The following is a 17,516-nucleotide window of genomic DNA, read 5'->3' on the forward strand; positions in this document are numbered from 1 at the left end:
ATCTGGCCGGTTCTCGACAAGGCACCCATCATTGCGACAGCGGGTGACATGTCGCAACCGCGACCGGCCCGGAGGATGAGACGCCCCTGAGTAAGGTGAAGTTCACGGTCCAGTCTCACCAGCGAGGAGTCCGCGATGCGCACCGTGCCGAGGCATGAGATCGATCTCGCCATGGCGAAGGACGGGGCGGACTGGTTCCACAAGCGGAACTTCGAGGCGATCATCCCTCGGCTGAAGGCGGAGCCCAGCGGGCTCGACAGCCTGCTCTACCAGGCCGGTCTGGAGTTGAACTATCGGTGCGTGGCCGATCCGACGGCGCGTTTCGTGCAGACGTGGGAGAGCGCGACGCTCGCGACGCAGGCGGGGTCGGCGCTGTACGCCACCGGGTTGCGTACCGAGGGCACCGTCGAGTGCCTCATCCACGACGACCGGCTCGACCTGCCGGCGGTCGGCCCGCAATGGTGGATGGACCTCGAACGCTGGCGGAAGGCCGTCTTCTACGCGATGACCTGCCGCGACAGAGAACGCACGGACCTGCTGTGCTCGGTCACGCCGCAGTTCATGCAGTCGGCCACCGGCGCGGCACCGCTCCCCTGGGCCTTCCCGTTCATCGAGGCCGTCAGGGGATGGTGGCGACGCGAGGAGGGCTACTTCGACCACCTGCTGGAGGCCGCCCGGCTGGCCGACCCCGAGGACCCCACGCTCGACGACGAGAGCCGGGAGCACGTCGCCTTGAACGTGTTCCCGCAGATCAGGGTGTTCGGCGCGGTCGTGGCCGGGCAGGCGGCGGAGTTCAACGACGCCCTGTTCGAGGCCCTGGAGCTGCACCGGACGTTCTGGACCCGCGACACCCGACGCGCGGAGGACCCATTGGGGTACGTGGCGCTCCCCCTGCTGGCCTTCACCTGTCTGGCCAAGGAGACCGGCATCCCCATCGAGGTCCGGTCCGAGTACCTCCCGCAGAACCTCGTCGACGGCTCGTGGGTCGGCTCGTACACCTTCTGACGCGCCCTAGACGGAGACGGGCACCGAGACCGGGCGGTGGATGAGCGCCTCGCCGATCCACGGCACCGTCGTGGCCGGCGCCGCCAGATGCAGCGAGGGCAGCCGGGTGGCCAACGTCTCGAACGCCACCTGCAGCTCCATCCGGGCGAGGTTGGCCCCGAGGCAGTAGTGCGGGCCGTGGCCGAAGCTCAGGTGCGGCCCGTGCGCCCTGTCCCCCGTCCCGTCGAACCTCGTCACCTCGAAGCTCTCCGGCTCGGGGAACACGTCCGGGTCCATGTTGCCCGCCGGCAGCAGCAGGAAGACGGCCTCGCCGGCCTCGACGACACCGCCGCTCAGCTCCACGCGCTCGGTCATCCGCCGCAGCATGCCGTACCCGCCGGGCCCGTCGTACCGCAGGATCTCCTCCACCACCGCCGGCGTCAGCCCGGGATCGTCCACCAGCGCCGCCCAGCGCTCGGGATGGCTCAGCAGCCGCAGCGCGCCCCGGGTGATCTGCGAGGCCGTGGTCTCGTGCCCGGCGAGGATCAGCCCGAAGACCAGCGCGACCAGCTCGTCCTCGGTCAGCCGGTCGTCGTCGTCACGGGCCTGCACCAGCACGTCGATGAGGTCGTCGCCGGGCCGTTCCCGATGCGTCGCGATCAGCTCCGCCGCGTACCCGGCGAAGTCGAGCGCGGCGGAGACGCGGTCCTCGGCCGAGGCGTCCCCGGTGGACAGGAACAGCTCCGTCCAGTGCCGGAATCGTGACTGGTCCGCCGCCGGCACGCCCATCAGCTCGCAGATGACCAGGCTGGGCAGCGGAAAGGCGAACGCCTCCACGAGGTCGACCGGCCCGGACGCCGCGGCGACCGTGTCGACGAGTTCGCCGGCGATCTCGCGGACCCGGGGACGCCAGCCCTCGATCTGGCGCGGCGTGAACGTGCCCGACAGGATCCGGCGCAGCCGGGTGTGCTCGGGCGAATCCATGTTGAGCATCGACGCGGGGTCGTCCTCGATGCTGAGCCCCTTGGTCACCCGCGGCGCGCCCTCGTACCGCAGGTTCCGGCTGGTCGCCGAGTGGGCCATCACGGTGCGGATGTCCTCGTACCGTGCGATGGCGCGGATCCGGTCGCCGCTGGGCAGCGTGAGCGGGGCCAGCGGCGCCTCCGCGTGCCGAACGGCGAACATCGGCGACGGCGCTCCCAGCTCTCCCGGCGGCAGGTCGGGCCAGGCCCATCCCAGCCGGTCCGCGCTCTCCGTACCGTCCGCTGCGTCCAGCGACATGCCGTTCCTCCCGCCCGGGGCCCGGCCTGGACCCCACGCCGCCCACTCTTCCGCCGAACGGCCTCCGACCGAAGAGCCGCGCCCGATATGGCCGGTAGAGGTCGGTCCTCTTGCGGGTGCGGCGTCTACTGAACGCGTCGGAGCGGGGCGAGGACCTTGGTGATCTCGGCGATGGCGGGATCGTCCGCCCGGTGCGGGCCGCTGCGGAGCTTGGCGCTGACGAGATCGGGCGGAACGTGGCGTTCGTGGAGATGCGCGGCGGCGGCCCGACGGATCTGCTGAGGCTCCCAGCCGGTGTACCTCTTGAGGAGGATGCGGGCCCGGTCGTAGCCGAGGCGGTTGCGGCCGGTGTGGGGGCACAGGTCCGGGAGCGCCGGGAGACGTCCGGGGCCGGGACGGCGATGGGTGAGGAAGAGCGGGCCGTGCGTACGCGCACCCCCGTCGGGGAGTCGAAGGAGCAGCGGCAGCAGCTCGGCGGTACCGGAGGCCCAGTAGAGGCGTTTGGGAGGTGCGCAGTCCCGCCGCAGCGTCGCGAGCCGGGCCGCCGGGTCCAGATCCTCGATGTTGAGGGCGAGGATCTCGGTGGTCCGAACGGCGGTCTCGTAAAGCATGCGCCACATGGCCCGTTCCCGCAGGGGAACGTCACGGCGGGACAACTGGTGCTCGATGGCCGCGCGGGAGGGGACCGACTCCGTGTGGGAGCCGCCGTGGCGGCGTTCCATGTTGTGGGGCAGCGTGGGCGCGCAGCCGAAGCGGGCACGGCTCCAGTCCAGCCAGGAACGGACGGCGGCGAGGTTGCGGTTCCAGGTGGCGTCGGAACGGGCCCCCCACAGCCGGTACAGGCAGTAGGCGAGCTCCTGGTCGTTCAGGCAGTGCAGGGGGCGGTGCTCGCCCAACTCGGCCAGCATCCGGTCGAGGGTCCCGGCGTACGCGCGGCGGGTGTTGGCGTTGCGACATCGTCCGGACGACAGGAACTCGTCCACCGAGACGCGCAGGCTGACGCCGTCCACGGGTCCGCCGGCGAGAGGGCAGATCTCCACATGGGCCACAGGGCGGTGGGGGTGCGTCATGTCGCTCTCAGTGCCTCCGTCGGGGTCAGGCGGGCGGCGCGATGGGCGGGGTAGAGCCCGGCCAGCGCACCGATGGCGGCCGCGGCGAGGACGCCGCCCGCCAGGGCGGTGCCCGGCAGGGCGAGGGGCCAGCCGCGGAGGGTGGCGTAGCCGATCGTGATGAGCAGGCCCAGCAGGATCCCGCCGAGACCGCCCAGCGCTGCCAGCGCGATCGACTCGGTGAGGAACTGGGCGCGGATCTGCCGCCGGTGCGCCCCGAGCGCCCGGCGCAGCCCGATCTCCCGCCGCCGCTCCAGCACCGAGATGACCATGGTGTTGGCCACCCCGACCCCGCCGACCAGCAGGGCCACCGCGCCGAGGCCGATGAACAGCCCGTTGAACGCGCTCCGGGCGGCGAGCTGCGCGGTGAGCGCGTCGGACGGCCGGGTGACCTGGACGTCCTGCGGGGCCTCGGGGTTGATGGTGGGCGCGAGCAGGTCCCACACGGAGGTCACCGCGTCGTCGGACGACCGGACGTAGACCGTCGTGGGCCGCCCGTCGAACCCCAGCAGCCGCTCCGCCACCGGCCAGCCGACCAGCGCGGAACGGCTGATCTCGGGGGCCAGCGGCAGCGGCGCCAGGATGCCGGTCACGGTGAACCAGCGGTCCGCCAGGTACACCTGGTCGCCGGGACGGTCCACGCCGAGCCGCTCCGCCGCGACCGAGCCGAGCACCGTGGTGGGATGGCCGGCGGTGGCAGAGGTGAGGAAGCCGCCGGCGGCCACCCGGCCGTCCAGGGTCCGCAGCAGGTCCAGCCGGGCGGCGCTGACCGCCAGACCGCCGGTGTCGGTGGGCGGGATCAGGTCGGTGCGGCGGACGGTGGCCCCGGGCACCGTGCCCACGGCGGACGCGGAGCGCACCCCGGGGACGCGGGCGACCATGCCGGGGGCCTCGGCGGGGAGTCTGGCGGGGTCGCCGAACAGGTTCTGGCCGGGGCGGGCGGTCAGCATGCCGGTGCCCAGCCTGCTGATCTGGTCGAGCAGTTCGGCGCGGCTCGCGGTGCTGATCCCGACGACGGAGACCATGGCGGAGATGCCGATGGCGATGCCCAGCGCCGACAGCAGCGCGCGCAGCGGCCGGCCGCGCAGCCCGCCCAGGCCGATCCGCACCAGGTCCGCAGGGTTCAGCCGGACCGGGTCGGGGGCGGGGACCGGGGCGTTCACGTCAGCGCCTCCGATGCCCGGCCGTCGAAGCGGATCCGGCCGTCGAACACCTCCACCTTGCGGGGAAGCGCGTCGGCGATGCCGTTGTCGTGGGTGACGATGATGATGGTCGTTCCCTCGTCGTGGAGTTCGCGGAGGAGGCTCAGCACGCCCTCCCCGGCAGCGGAGTCGAGGTTGCCGGTGGGTTCGTCGGCCAGCACCAGCGGAGGTCGGGCGACGATGGCCCTAGCGACCGCGACCCGTTGCTGTTCACCGCCGGACATCTCCTGCGGCCGGTGGTCGAGCCGGTGGCCCAGCCCGACCCGGCGGAGCGCGGCGGTGGCCAGCCGGGTCCGCGCGGCGGGCGGCGCGCCCAGGTAGATCAGCCCGGCGGCGACGTTGTCCACCGCCGTCAGGTGCGGGATCAGCATGAACTGCTGGAACACGAACCCGATCCAGGTGGCGCGCATGGCCGAGAGCCTGCGGTCGTCGACGGCCGCGGTGTCGTGCCCCAGGAGCCGGACGGTGCCGGAGGTCGGTCGGTCCAGCGCCCCCATCAGGTGCAGCAGGGAGGACTTGCCGGAGCCGGACGGGCCCACGACGGCGAGGAGTTCGCCGGCCTCCACGGTGAGGGACACGCCGCGCACCGCGTGGACGCCGCCGTCGTAGCGTTTGACGACGTCGTCCATCTGCAGCACAGGAGTCATGACGCCGCCGCCTTGACCGCCGTCCCGGCGGCCAGCCCGGCCCCCTGCACCTCGACCCGGCCGCCGTCGAACACGCCGATCCGCACCGGCACCCTGCGGGTGACGCCGCCGGCCGCCACGACGTCCACGGCGTAGCCGCCGCCGGGCATGGCCAGCAGCGCGCCGACGGGCACGGCGAGCACGTTCCGGTGGACCCGGCTGGTGAAGTACACCTGAACGGGCCCGCCGGTGAGCCGCCCGACGGCGTCGGGGTCGTTCAGGGTGATGTACGCGGGGACGGTGGCGTCCGTCAGGTCGCGGGAGCCGTTCTCGTCCTCGGCGGCGTCGGCGGCCGTGCCGACGCGCTCGACGGTTCCGGTGGTGCGCCGGCCGCCCGGCAGGGTGATGCCGACCTCGGCGTCGGGCACCGCGAGCTGGGCCTGGGTCACCGGCACCTCGGCGACGACCTGGGCGCCCGAGCCGGTGGCGGTGAGGATCCGGCCCTGGGCCGGGGAGCCCGGGGAGGCGTGCACGGCCGAGACGTGCAGGGGACCCGGCTGGACGACCACGTCGCCGGGTTCGACCACACCGGTCTCGTCGACGTTCAGGTCGTCCTGCCAGCGTTCGACGGCGGTCTCGGTGGCGGGCCCGAAGTGCCCGTCGACCTCCAGGCCGTCGCCGTGGCCGAGCTTGATGAGGTTGTTCTGCAGGATCTTGACGTCCCTGCCGTCGGACACGCCCTCATGCAGGGTCCGCCACAGCGGCGAACGTCCGTAGAACAGCGGGACCGTGCGTCCGTTCGCCTCGAACACCTCCTGACCGCGGCCGATCCGCCGACCCACCTGCGGCACCCCGGTGAGGGTGCCGCCGGGGAATCCGCGGGCGATGATCCGGTACGTCTCGGCGGGCCCGAGGGCCCCGTCGACCTGTTGGCGTTCGGCCAGGTCGGCGCGGGTGACGGTGGCGGTGCGGGGCGCCGGGCCGGCGGTCTCCTCGGTCGCGGATCCGCCGCGGGCGGTGGCCACGCCGGCCACGGCCACGCCCCCGGCGAGGACGACCAGTCCCGCCGCCAGCCACCGTCGGCGACGGCGGCGCGGCGGGGAGGACCGCGAGGCCTCGGCGCCCGGGGCGTCGTCGAGCGAGCCGAGCGGCTCGGCCATGCGCGGCGTCGAGGGCGACGGGGGGTTCCGGTCCATCACCTTCCCCCGGTCGGGGTGGCGCCCTGGCAGTCCCGCATGGCCTCCCGGACGCGGGTGTCACGGGAACCGCCGGGCGGCAGCCGCAGCGCCTCGCCGGGCTGCGGGTCGGCCACGTTGACGCCGTGTTCCCGCAGGCAGCGGGCCATCGCGACCATCTGGTCGTGCTGCGCGGAGTCGGTGCCGCCGCCCAGCCCCTGCGGGGCGGAGGCCCGGCACGCCTGCTGCGCGGACGACATCTTCTGCGGGTCGACGCCCTTGGGCACCTGCAACTGGTTGGCCGCCCCCGGATCGGGGTCGGGCACGTTGACGCCCTGCCCGCGCAGGCAGCGGGCGTAGGCGACCATCTGGTCCGACTGGGACCCGGCGCCGTCGCCGCCTCCCCGCGTCGGGGCGCTCTCCGGGTCGTCCCCGCCGCAGCCGGTCAGCAGCGTCGCCGCCGAGACGACGGCCACGCACATCATCAGATATTTCCTCGTCACGTCCATTCCTCCGGTCTGCGGATCACGCCGTTCGGGGATTCACACTGACCGGTTTACCGAGCCTGACGTTTCGGCGATGTTTCGGCCTGAAAGCCTCGGACCCGTGCGGTGCGGCGGTGTTAACTTCGGTTTGTCCGGCACCCGGCCGGGGGTCTCCGACCGGGGATGGGAAGGGGTTCCTGTGCGCGTACTGGTGGTCGAGGACGAGCGGGAGTTGGCCGCCTATGTCGCCGACGGGCTGCGGGCCGAGGCGCTGGCGGTGGACGTGTCCCATGACGGTGCGGGGGCCCGGGAGCGGCTGGCGGTGACCGAGTACGACGTGGTGGTGCTGGACCGCAACCTGCCCGACGTCCCCGGTGACGAGATCTGCCGGGAGCTGGTGAGCGAACGGCCCCGGACCCGGGTGCTGATGCTCACCGCGCAGTCGAGCGTGACGGAACGGGTGGCGGGCCTCAATCTGGGCGCCGACGATTACCTGGTCAAGCCGTTCGACTTCGACGAACTCGCGGCGCGGGTGCGCGGGCTGGCGCGCCGGGCGGTGTCGGCCGCCCCGCCGGTCCTGGAGCGCGGCGGCGTCGTGCTCGACGTGGCGCATCGCGCCGCGTACCGCGACGGACGGGCGCTGTCGCTGTCGCCCAAGGAGTTCGGGCTGCTCCACGCGCTGCTGACCGCGAACGGCGCGGTGGTGAGCACCGAGGAGCTGCTGGAACGGGTCTGGGACGAGAACGCCGACCCGTTCACCAGCGCGGTCCGCGTCACGATGAGCAAGCTGCGCGCCAAGCTGGGCGATCCGCCGGTCATCACGACGCTGCCCGGCAGCGGCTACCGGATCCGATGATGCGGCGGCGTCTCCGGCTGACCGTGCGGGTCCGCCTCACCGCGTTGTACGGGGCGGTGGTGCTGGTCACCGGCGCCGCCCTGCTCGCCATCGTGTACCTGCTGCTCAAGACCGACGTCGAGGCCAAGAACCAGGCGATCGGCTCGCTCCTGGAACGGCCGGACGTGACCGCCGCGCTGAAGGCCAAGGCCGCCGGGAAGGACGGTCAGGGCCTGTTCGTGGGTGTGGCGGTGGTGGACGCCCGCAACGAGACCCTGGACCGGCTGCTCACCGTGTCGGGATTCGCGCTGGCGGGGCTGGCCGTGACCGCGGGGCTGACCGGCTGGTGGCTGGCGGGCCGGGTGCTGGGGCCGGTGCGGACCATCACCGCCACCGCACGGCGGCTGTCCTGGCGCGATCTCGACCGGCGGATCGCGATGACCGGCCCCGAGGACGAGCTGAAGGAGCTGGCCGACACGTTCGACGCCATGCTGACCCGGTTGGAGCGCGCGTTCGAGAGTCAGCGGCGCTTCGTCGCGAACGCCTCCCACGAGCTGCGCAATCCGCTGGCGCTGCAACGGATGGCGATCCAGGTCGGGCTGCGCACCGCCGACGCCGAACGACTGCCCGACATCCGCGCCGACCTGCTGTCCGCGAACCGGCGGATGGAACGCCTCATCGACGGACTGCTGCTGCTCGCGCGCAGCGACGGCGGCCTGCGCCGGCGAGAGCCGCTGGCCCTGCCGGAGGTGGTCGCCGAGGCCCTCGACGAGTATCGCGAACGGGTCGCCGAGGCGGGTGTCACGCTGACCACCGACCTGGCCGAGGCGCGGGTCCTGGGCGACGGGGTGCTGGTCGCGCAACTGGTGTCGAACCTGGTCGACAACGGGCTCCGCTACAACCGGCGAGGCGGCACCGTGGAGGTGCGCACCGAGCCGGACGGGACGCTGCGGGTGCGCAACACCGGTCCGCCGGTCCCCGCCGACCGGATCGCCACCCTGTTCCAGCCGTTCACCCGGCTGCCGGACGCCGAGACCACCGACGGGACGGCGCACCGGGGGGCGGGGCTGGGCCTGTCGATCGTGCAGGCCATCGTGACCGCCCACGACGGCCGGGTGACGGCGACCGGCAATCCCGACGGCGGACTGACCGTGACGGTACGGCTACCGTCCGCGCGCGACCACTGATTCCGCCGTTATCCGGCGCAATCTCCGAAACAATCCCGGCGGCCAGCGAATATGACGTCGAACGGATCCGTTATCCGACGCAACGCGGCACGGCGCACCGCTCTCGCCGGTTTCTTCTAATCGTCGAAGAAATTTGACAGCGACGCCTTCTCGGGGGTAGCCCCGCCATCGGGCGGGACCTTCGGGACCGTTGCACGGCAAAGCTGCGATAACGCGGGAACGATGCATGTCCCGGCAACCGTCAGAGCGACGGCCCTTCGATGCGGACCGGCCGAAAAAGGCCTTGCCTCCATCCGCAACATCCCACATCGGCACGCGAATTCCCGCTCCGCCTGTCCGGAGGCGGCCGGCGACGTTCTTGACCGATTCCTTTACCGAGTCGCAGGATGCAAGTGATCACCGCCACTCGGAAAGGAGGCATGAAATGGCCGAAACCAAGACCCTGAAGATGGACGAGATCCAGGTCGAGACGGCTCCCGCCGCCGACCCGCAGTTCCTGATCTGCGACCCGGACCCGTCCGACGACTGCTGGATCGTCTGTAACCCCAACTACTGCTACTGAGCCGCGAACACGCGGCTCCGGCGGTAGCACCCGACGGGCGGCGGCGGACCGTGCGGCCGCCGCCCGGCGGGCCGGGCCCCGACAATTCTCAATTCTGCACAGATGGCGTCACGATCAAGGGGAATGACGAGATGGTGTTTCACCACACGACGATATCCGAGCAGGCGGGCGAGCGTTTCCCCACGCTTTCCCGATTGATCGATCCGGTCGGTGTCGAGGCGTTCCTGGCCGACCACTGGGAGCGCAGGCCGCTGCTCGTCCGGCGCGACGATCCCAAGAGCCACGCCGACCTGCTCACCCTGGCGGACCTCGACCGGATCCTGGCGCTGTCCAGCATCCGCGGCAGCGACATCCGCGTGGTGGACAACGGCCAGGAGACGCCCATCGCGGAGCTCGCCGAGGGCGCGGGCGGGCCGGGCAACGTGCTCGAGGTGCTGTACGCCCGGTACCGCGCGGGCGCGACCCTGGCCGTCAACTTCCTGCACGAACGCTGGGAGCCGCTGTCGGAGTTCTGTCGGGCGCTCGGCGCCGAGCTCAGCGCCATCGTGCACACCAACGTGTACCTCACGCCGGCCGGCCGGCGCGGCCTGGTGCCGCACTTCGACAACCACGACGTGTTCGTCGCCCAGTTGCACGGCTCCAAGCACTGGCGGTTCTACTCCTCCCCCGACCGCCTCCCCCTGCGGGACGCCACCTACCGTCCGCCCGCCGAGGGCCCCGGTGAGCCCGTGCTGGAGTTGGACGTCCATCCGGGCGACATGCTCTACGTGCCGCGCGGTTGGGTCCACGAGGCGTCCTCGGAGGAGGAGACCAGCCTGCACCTGACGATCGGCGTGCAGCCCGTGGTGTGGGTCGACCTCCTCTACAAGGCCGTGGACCTGCTGGCCGCGAACGACGTCACCTGGCGCCGGGGCCTGCCCCTGGGATTCTCCACCGACGAGACGGCCGCCCGGAGGACCGCCGAGCTGACCGCCGACCTGCTGAGCGCGCTGCCGTCGGCGCTGCCCGTGGACTCCGCGCTCGCCGACCTGACACGACGCAGCGTGGCGGGCCGCCAGACGGTGCTGGACGGCCATCTGCTCGACCTCGATCGGCTCGACCGGGAGGCCGAGCCCGACCTCGACTCCCGGCTGCTCCGCCGGCCCCGGCTGCTGTGGCGGCTCACCCACGAGGACGGGGCCGACCGGATCGCGCTGGACTTCCACGGCAAGACCGTTCGGCTGCCCGCCGCGGTCGCCGACGAGGTGGAGTTCGTCGCGGGGGCGGCCGAGTTCAGCCCCCGTGAGATCCCCGGCGGTCTGGACGACGAGGGCCGGCTGGTCCTGGTGCGGCGGCTGCTGCACGAGGGCTTCCTGACCTTCGCCTGAACCCGTTCCGCCGGATGCCGCGCCAGCGGACATCAGGCCCATCAGCGAGGAACCCATGCAGCCGATTCACTTCCTTTCGCGCGGCCCGCAGGAGAACGGGGCGGCCAGGAGCGGGCTGACCGGCTCCCCCGACTTCCCCGACCCGCCCGCGCCGCCCCGGGGGACACTGCGCGACCGGACCCGGCGGGCGCTGCGGACGGTGCGCAGCAGCGTGCGGAGCCTGCCCCGGACGCTGCGCCTGGTGTGGGCGGCCGGGCCGTGGCTGACCCTCGGGCTCGGCGTGGCCACCGTGGTCACCGGGCTGGTGCCGGCCGCCACCGCGTATCTGGTGCGGCTCCTGGTCAACACCGTGGTGGAGGCCCTGCGGCTGCGCGACGGCGGGCAGCCCGAGCAGCTCGACCTCCAGCTCCTCGCCTGGAGCCCGACGATGACGCCGCTCCAGGCGATCGTGGTGCTGTCCGCCCTGCAGTTCTGCGTGTTCACGTTGAACTCGGCCGCGTCGGCCGTGCGCAACATCTCCCAGCAGCTCCTCCAGGACCGTGTGACGATCATCGTCCAGCGTCGGGTGATGACGCACGCCGGGGAGCTGGACCTGGCGTTCTTCGAGGACTCCCGCTCGTACGACCTGCTCCGGGAGGCGCAGCAGGAGACCCCGGCCCGTGCGCTCACGGTGATCGGCAGCGTCTTCGGGCTGGCGCAGTCGCTGGTCACGTTCGCCAGTGTGGGGCTGCTGCTCTTCGGGTTGAGCCCCTGGGTGGCGGTGGTGACGCTGCTGGCGCCGATCCCGGCGTTCATCTCCGACTCCCGGTACGGGCAGCAGGTGTTCCTGGTCGCCATGTGGGCGTCGCCGCTGCGGCGGCGGATGGAGTACCTGGTGCGGACCACCACCACCGACACCTACGCCAAGGAGGTGACGCTGTTCCGGCTGACGCCGTACCTGGTGGGCAGGTTCGACCTGTTCAGCCGGGTGTTCTACCGGCGGCAGCGGCAGGTGGTGACCCGGCGGTACGCGGCCGGGACGGCGTGGAGCCTGATCACCACGGTGGCCGCCGCGCTCACCTTCCTGTACGTGGCGGCCGGGGCGGTCACCGGGCGGGTCACCCTCGGCGACCTGATGATGTTCACCTCGGCGTCGGCGTCGCTGCAGACGGCGATCCAGACGCTCTTCCAGAGCCTGTCCAGCGCCTACGAGAACAACCTGTACCTGGACAAGCTGGACGAGCTGCTGGCGGTGCGCCCGACGATCGCCGCTCCCGCCGAGCCCCGGCCACTGCCCGATCCGGTGCGCGGGCACATCGTGTTCGACCGGGTCACCTTCACCTATCCGGGCGCCGAGGAGCCGGCGCTGCGCGAGGTCAGCCTGGAGGTGCGGGCCGGCCGGACGGTGGCGCTGGTGGGGCCGAACGGGGCGGGCAAGTCCACGGTCATCAAGCTGCTGTGCCGCCTGTACGACCCGGACTCGGGCCGGATCCTGCTGGACGGCGTGGACATCCGCGAGTTCGATCCGGTGGAGCTCCGCCGGGTCATGACGGCCGCGTTCCAGGATCTGGCGGCGTTCCAGGCCAGCGTCGCCGAGAACATCGGGCTGGGCGACATCGAGCGCATCGAGGACCGCGACCGGATCGAGCGCAGCGCGCACCGGGCGGGCGCGACCACGCTGGTCGAGGCGCTGCCGCAGGGCTACGACACGGTGCTGGGCAAATGGTTCGGCGGCCAGGAGCTGTCCGGCGGGGAGTGGCAGAAGGTGGCGCTGGCCCGCGCCTTCATGCGGGACGCGCCGGTGCTGGTGCTGGACGAGCCGACGGCGGCGCTGGACGCGCGTGCCGAGCACGATCTGTTCGCGCGGCTGGCGCGGTTGTCGGAGGGACGGACGGCCCTCTACGTCTCGCACCGGTTCTCCACCGTGCGGCAGGCCGACCAGATCATGGTGATCGACTCCGGCCGACTGATCGAGCAGGGCACCCATCAGGAGCTGATGGGCCTGGGCGGCACGTACGCGTCCCTGTTCACCCTGCAGGCGTCGGCGTATCTGGACGACGACGACGCGACACCGCTGAACGGCACGAGCCGATCCGACGACGAGGCGGAGGCACGGGCATGAACATGGGCACGATCCTGGCGTTCGCGGTGGGGCTCACGCTGGCCCTGGCCGCCGTCACCAAAGTCCGCGAGCCCGGAGCGTTCGTCCGGGGCGTCGGCGAGTACCGGGTGCTGCCCGGGTCGCTCGTACCGGTGGTGGCGTGGGGTGTGGTCATCGCCGAGGCGCTGGCCGCGGCGGCGTTGCTGTCCGGCCTCGGCCGGCCGGCGGGCGCGGTGGCGGGGACGGTCCTGGGGGCCGCGTTCGCCGCGGCGATCGGCGTCAACCTCCGCCGCCGCCGACGGATGCGCTGTCACTGCTTCGGCGCGTCCGAGCCGTTGACGTCCCGTTCGCTGACGCGGGCGCTGCTCTTGGCGGTGGCGTCGGCGGCGGTGCTGTTGCCGTGGCCGCCCGCCGACCCGCCGTGGTCGGCGGAGACGGCGGTGTCGGCGGTCGCCGGACTGGTGGCGATGCTGGTCACCGGCCGACTGCTGGCCTTCCGCCCACCGTCGCCGGAACCCGCGCCCGCGGCACCCCCGGGCGACGTCGCCCCGCGCGTCACCGCGCCCCTCGTCGGTTCCGCGGAGCCGTTCGACAGCGCGACGGTACGGGGTCCGCTGCTGGTGGTCTTCACCGCGATCGGCTGCAAGGTCTGCGCGACCGCGCTGCCGGACCTGTTCGAGGAGGCGACCAGGGAACGCGCGGCGATCGTCGTGGTCTGCGTCGGTCCCCCGAACGCGTGCGCCGACCTGGCCCGCACCATGGGCCGCGAGGACGTCACCGTGGTCCACGACCCCAAGGGCGCGGTATTGGCGAGCTTTCGCATCAACCGGATCCCCAGCGCGGTGCTGGTCGCGGAGAACGGCACCGTCGCCCGGCACATCGCCTTTACCCCGCCCATCCTTGAGGAGCGACGATGACCCTCCCGCCCTTGATCCCCCGGCGGTTGCTGTTCGGCCCGCCCTCCCGGCTGCGCCCCGCGCCGTCCCGCGACGGCTCGATGCTGGCGTTCCTCGCCGCGCACGACGGCGCGCAGACGATGTGGGTCTCCGACGGGGACGGGGGGAACGCCCGACCGGTCACCTCCGGCGGAGTGCTCGACTTCGCCTGGGCGTACGACCACCGCCATCTCCTCTACGTACGCGACCAGGACGGCGACGAGAACTTCCATCTCCACGCGCTCGATGTGGTCACCGGGGAGAGTCGCGACCTGACCCCCTTCGGACGGGTGCAGGCCCGGCTGCTGGGCGTCTCCCCCGAGCTGCCCGACACCGTTCTCGTCGGCCTCAACCGCGACCACCCGGGGCTGCACGACGCCTACCACCTCGAGCTTCGAACGGGCACGCTCACCCTGGCGGCCCGGAACGAGGGCTTCAGCCAGTGGGCCGCCGACCGCCGGCTGACACCGAGGGCCGCCGTCACCTTCGCCACTGACGAAGGCTGCGCCATCGTGGTGCGCGATGGACCGAACGAGCCGTGGCGGAGACTGACGACGGCAGGCGACGGCGAGGACGCGCTCACGGTACGGCTGGTGGGGTTCTCCGCCGACGGCGCGGACCTGTACGTGCTCGGCTCCGCGGGGACCGAGACGATCTGCCTGCGACGCCTCGACGAGAAGGGAGCCTCGCAGATCGTCTACGCCGACCCGACGTACGACGTCACCGGCGTCGGTCTGCATCCCCGCACGGGACGGCCCCGGCTGGTGACCGTACAACGGGAACGGCTCAGGACCGAGGCCCTCGACCCCGAGGCGGCGGCCGACCTGGAGCGGATACGACGGCTCAGCGACGGCGACGTCACCCTCATCGGCCACGACGAGGCCGACCTGACCTGGCTCGTGCAGGCCAACGTGGACGACGGGCCCTGCGAGTTCCTCACGTTCGACCGCCGCACCGGCACCGCCCTGCCGCTGTTCTCCCACCAACCCGAGTTGGCCGACCACGAACTGGCCCGGATGGAGCCGTTCACGTTCACCTCCCGCGACGGGCTGACCGTGCACGGCTACCTGACCTTCCCGCCGGGCGCGGGGAGGGAACGGCTGCCCACCGTGCTGGCCGTGCACGGCGGCCCCTACGCGCGCGACGTCTGGGGATTCCGGGGCGAGCAGCAGTGGCTGGCCAACCGCGGCTACCTCAGCGTGCAGGTCAACTTCCGCGGCTCCACCGGCTACGGCAAGCGCTTCCTGGAGGCCGGGAACCGCGAGTGGGGCGGTCGCATGCAGGACGACCTCGTCGACGCACTGCGCTGGGTGATCGACCGTGGACACGCCGACCCCGACCGGGTCGGCATCTACGGCTCCTCCTACGGCGGCTACGCCGCCCTGGCCGGCGCGGCGTTCACCCCGGACCTGTTCCGCTGCGCCATCTCGATGGCCGGCCCGGCCAACCTCCGCACGTTCGTCGAGAGCATCCCGCCCTCATGGGCCCCCATGGTGGCCCGCCTGCACCGCAGCATCGGCGACCCGAACGTCGACGCCGACCTCCTGTGGGAACGCTCCCCGCTCTCCCGCGCGCACGACATCCGCGTCCCCATCCTCATCGCCCACGGGGCCAACGACCCCCGCGTGCCCCGCCGAGAGGCCGAACAGATCGTCGAGGCGCTCCGCAAGAACGGCGTCGACCACGAGTTCCTGCTGTTCGACGACGAGGGACACCAATTCGGCAAACCGCACAACCGACTGGCCTTCTACGCCGCCGCCGAACGCTTTCTCGCCACCCATCTGGGCGGCCGCCACGAACCCGAACCCACCTCTGCCTAGGACGGCCCCCATGCCCTTCCACCGACTCGACACCCGCCCCTGGGAAACCCCCGACCCCCTGTGGGCCCGCACCCACCCCCGCCCCCACCCGACCCCCCGAACCCCGGGCCCAAGCACGGACTGACACGACGAAACAAATGCAAGAGCCCCCTTCCGTGACCGGAAGGGGGCTCTGACCAGCGTCGGGGTGGCGGGATTTGAACCCACGACCTCTTCGTCCCGAACGAAGCGCGCTGCCAAGCTGCGCTACACCCCGATTGGTGGCTGCCCGGGAGATTGCGCATGCTCCCGGCGCCTCGTTGAGTCTAGCGGATGGTTGGGGGTGATGCGTTCCCAATATTCGACCGGACCCCTGCGTTCAGGAGGATCGGGGCACCAGGGTGAGGAGGCTGGCCTCCGGCGGGCAGCAGAAGCGGAACGGGGCCGCGGGAGAGGTGCCGAGGCCGGCGGACACGTGGAGCCAGGAGCCGTTGTGGCGGTGCAGGCCCTTGACGCGGGGGCGGTCGATGCCGCAGTTGGTGGCGAGGGCGCCGAAGAAGGGCACGCAGACCTGGCCGCCGTGGGTGTGACCCGCGAGGAGCAGGTCGTACCCGTCGGCGGCGAAACGGTCCATGTTGCGCGGCTCCGGGGAGTGCATGACACCCACGTGGACGTCCGCGCGGGGATCGACCGGGCCGGCGATCTGGTCGTAGCGGTCGCGGTTGATGTGGGAGTCGTCGATGCCGCCGAACTCGACGTCCAGGCCGCCGACCTTGAGCCGCCCGATCCGGTTGTTCAGGTCGAGCCAGCCGGCCGCCGACAGGGCCGCGCCGAGCTCCCGGTACGGCAGGTCGGGGATGCGGCGGCGGCGCTTGTAGTCGGCCTGGCTGGTGCGCCAGATGTAGCGCAGCGGGTTCTTGAAGACCGGGGAGTACAGGTCGTTCGACCCGTACACGAAGACGCCGGGGCGGTCGAGCAGCGGGCCGAGGGCGTCCAGGAACGAGCCGATGGCGTCGGGGTGCGAGATCGTGTCGCCGGTGTTGACCACCAGGTCGGGCTGCAGCGCGTCGAGGGCGCGCACCCAGCGGATCAGCCGCTTGCGGCCGGGGGTGAGGTGCGCGTCGGACAGGTGCAGGACCTTGACCGGGGGACGGCCGGGGGCGAGCACGGGAACGTCGAACCTGCGCAGCCTGAACCAGTTCCGCTCGATCACCGACGCATAGCCGAACGTGGTGGCACCGGCGGTCAGCAGACCCAGCGGTACAGCGTGGAGCTTGCGCACGGTTTTCTCCTACGGACCGGGCCCTTCCCGACCATCCCATGCTGTCAGAGATGTGATGTTCTGCCGAACGCTCTCCCTCAACCCGGGTAATGGGGATGAGCCCGCGGCACCCCTACGGGCATGATGGTGACCATGAGTGCTCTCAAGGAGAAGCTGGAAGCCGACCTCTCGGCCGCGATGAAGGGTCGGGACGAGGTGCGGACGCGCACGCTGCGCATGGTCCTGACCGCGGTCCGCACCGAAGAGGTGTCCGGCAAGAAGGCCCGGGAGCTCACCGACGCCGAGGTCGTGACGGTGCTCACCCGGGAGGCCAAGAAGCGCCGCGAGGCCGCCGAGGCGTTCGCCGGCGCGGGTCGCGACACCCAGGCCGAGGCCGAGCGCGACGAGAGCGCCGTGCTGGCCGACTACCTGCCGGCCCAGCTCACCGACGAGGAGCTGGCCGCCCTGGTCGCCGAGGCCATCGCCGAGTCGGGCGCCTCGGGCCCCCGCGCCATCGGCCAGGTCATGAAGATCGTCAACCCCAAGGTCGCCGGTCGCGCCGAAGGCTCACGGGTCGCGGCGGAGGTCAAGCGCCGGCTGACCGGCTGACCGGCCCGACGCGAGGTTC

At 72.2% G+C, this 17,516-nt stretch carries 16 protein-coding genes and 1 tRNA gene; 9 read left to right on the forward strand and 8 right to left on the reverse strand.

The genetic code is table 11. The annotated features are described in order from the left end of the window. Positions 1 to 135: 135 nt before the first annotated feature. Complete coding sequence (locus DFJ69_RS12835; protein ID WP_116022696.1) at positions 136 to 1,005, forward strand: immunity 49 family protein; 870 nt, start codon at positions 136 to 138, stop codon at positions 1,003 to 1,005. Between the two features lie 6 nt (positions 1,006 to 1,011). Here the strand turns inward: DFJ69_RS12835 and DFJ69_RS12840 are convergent, their stop codons facing one another. The 6 genes from DFJ69_RS12840 to DFJ69_RS12865 form a co-directional block, all read right to left on the reverse strand. Then, positions 1,012 to 2,265: a cytochrome P450 gene (locus DFJ69_RS12840; protein WP_116022697.1), complete on the reverse strand. Its 1,254-nt coding sequence runs from the start codon at positions 2,263 to 2,265 to the stop codon at positions 1,012 to 1,014. Positions 2,266 to 2,390: 125 nt separating this feature from the next. Further along, positions 2,391 to 3,335, reverse strand: a complete 945-nt coding sequence (locus tag DFJ69_RS12845) for a site-specific integrase (RefSeq protein WP_245974302.1) — start codon at positions 3,333 to 3,335, stop codon at positions 2,391 to 2,393. Beyond that, positions 3,332 to 4,537: an ABC transporter permease gene (locus DFJ69_RS12850; RefSeq protein WP_116022699.1), complete on the reverse strand. Its 1,206-nt coding sequence runs from the start codon at positions 4,535 to 4,537 to the stop codon at positions 3,332 to 3,334. The genes DFJ69_RS12845 and DFJ69_RS12850 overlap by 4 nt, the downstream gene beginning before the upstream one ends. Beyond that, complete coding sequence (locus tag DFJ69_RS12855; protein ID WP_116022700.1) at positions 4,534 to 5,223, reverse strand: ABC transporter ATP-binding protein; 690 nt, start codon at positions 5,221 to 5,223, stop codon at positions 4,534 to 4,536. The genes DFJ69_RS12850 and DFJ69_RS12855 overlap by 4 nt, the downstream gene beginning before the upstream one ends. Next, entirely contained in the window at positions 5,220 to 6,398 is a 1,179-nt protein-coding gene (locus tag DFJ69_RS12860) for a peptidoglycan-binding protein (RefSeq protein ID WP_116022701.1), read from the reverse strand. Before DFJ69_RS12860 ends, DFJ69_RS12855 begins: the two co-directional genes overlap by 4 nt. Continuing rightward, entirely contained in the window at positions 6,398 to 6,880 is a 483-nt protein-coding gene (locus DFJ69_RS12865; RefSeq protein WP_147312289.1) for a hypothetical protein, read from the reverse strand. The genes DFJ69_RS12860 and DFJ69_RS12865 overlap by 1 nt, the downstream gene beginning before the upstream one ends. Before the next feature lie 181 nt (positions 6,881 to 7,061). Here DFJ69_RS12865 and DFJ69_RS12870 point away from each other — a divergent pair, with 181 nt between their 5' ends. From DFJ69_RS12870 to DFJ69_RS12895, 7 genes are all read left to right on the forward strand, one after another. Continuing rightward, positions 7,062 to 7,718, forward strand: a complete 657-nt coding sequence (locus DFJ69_RS12870) for a response regulator transcription factor (RefSeq protein WP_116022703.1) — start codon at positions 7,062 to 7,064, stop codon at positions 7,716 to 7,718. Continuing rightward, the gene (locus DFJ69_RS12875) at positions 7,718 to 8,884 is read left to right on the forward strand and encodes a sensor histidine kinase (protein WP_116026595.1); all 1,167 of its coding nucleotides are present in this window, start codon (positions 7,718 to 7,720) and stop codon (positions 8,882 to 8,884) included. Before DFJ69_RS12870 ends, DFJ69_RS12875 begins: the two co-directional genes overlap by 1 nt. 424 nt (positions 8,885 to 9,308) lie before the next feature. After that, positions 9,309 to 9,446, forward strand: a complete 138-nt coding sequence (locus DFJ69_RS34270) for a hypothetical protein (protein WP_170177634.1) — start codon at positions 9,309 to 9,311, stop codon at positions 9,444 to 9,446. A 194-nt stretch (positions 9,447 to 9,640) separates the two neighbouring features. Continuing rightward, the gene (locus DFJ69_RS12880) at positions 9,641 to 10,813 is read left to right on the forward strand and encodes a JmjC domain-containing protein (protein ID WP_170177635.1); all 1,173 of its coding nucleotides are present in this window, start codon (positions 9,641 to 9,643) and stop codon (positions 10,811 to 10,813) included. Between the two features lie 55 nt (positions 10,814 to 10,868). Continuing rightward, positions 10,869 to 12,914 (forward strand): ABC transporter ATP-binding protein, encoded by a 2,046-nt coding sequence (locus tag DFJ69_RS12885; protein WP_116022705.1) that lies wholly within the window; start codon positions 10,869 to 10,871, stop codon positions 12,912 to 12,914. After that, entirely contained in the window at positions 12,911 to 13,810 is a 900-nt protein-coding gene (locus DFJ69_RS12890) for a TlpA family protein disulfide reductase (RefSeq protein WP_116022706.1), read from the forward strand. Before DFJ69_RS12885 ends, DFJ69_RS12890 begins: the two co-directional genes overlap by 4 nt. Beyond that, positions 13,807 to 15,648 (forward strand): S9 family peptidase, encoded by a 1,842-nt coding sequence (locus tag DFJ69_RS12895; RefSeq protein ID WP_211328607.1) that lies wholly within the window; start codon positions 13,807 to 13,809, stop codon positions 15,646 to 15,648. The genes DFJ69_RS12890 and DFJ69_RS12895 overlap by 4 nt, the downstream gene beginning before the upstream one ends. A 182-nt stretch (positions 15,649 to 15,830) precedes the next feature. Here DFJ69_RS12895 and DFJ69_RS12900 read toward each other — a convergent pair. Beyond that, positions 15,831 to 15,904, reverse strand: a tRNA-Pro gene (locus tag DFJ69_RS12900). Positions 15,905 to 16,006: 102 nt separating this feature from the next. After that, positions 16,007 to 16,909, reverse strand: coding sequence for a metallophosphoesterase (locus DFJ69_RS12905; RefSeq protein WP_116022707.1), 903 nt, complete (start codon positions 16,907 to 16,909; stop codon positions 16,007 to 16,009). 132 nt (positions 16,910 to 17,041) lie between these two features. On the opposite strand from DFJ69_RS12905, the gene DFJ69_RS12910 reads away from it, so the two are divergent. Further along, a complete protein-coding gene (locus DFJ69_RS12910; RefSeq protein ID WP_116026597.1) occupies positions 17,042 to 17,497 on the forward strand; it encodes a GatB/YqeY domain-containing protein in 456 nt (151 codons plus the stop codon). Positions 17,498 to 17,516: the final 19 nt, after the last annotated feature.

Source organism: Thermomonospora umbrina (assembly GCF_003386555.1).
Taxonomy (GTDB): Bacteria; Actinomycetota; Actinomycetes; order Streptosporangiales; family Streptosporangiaceae; genus Thermomonospora; species Thermomonospora umbrina.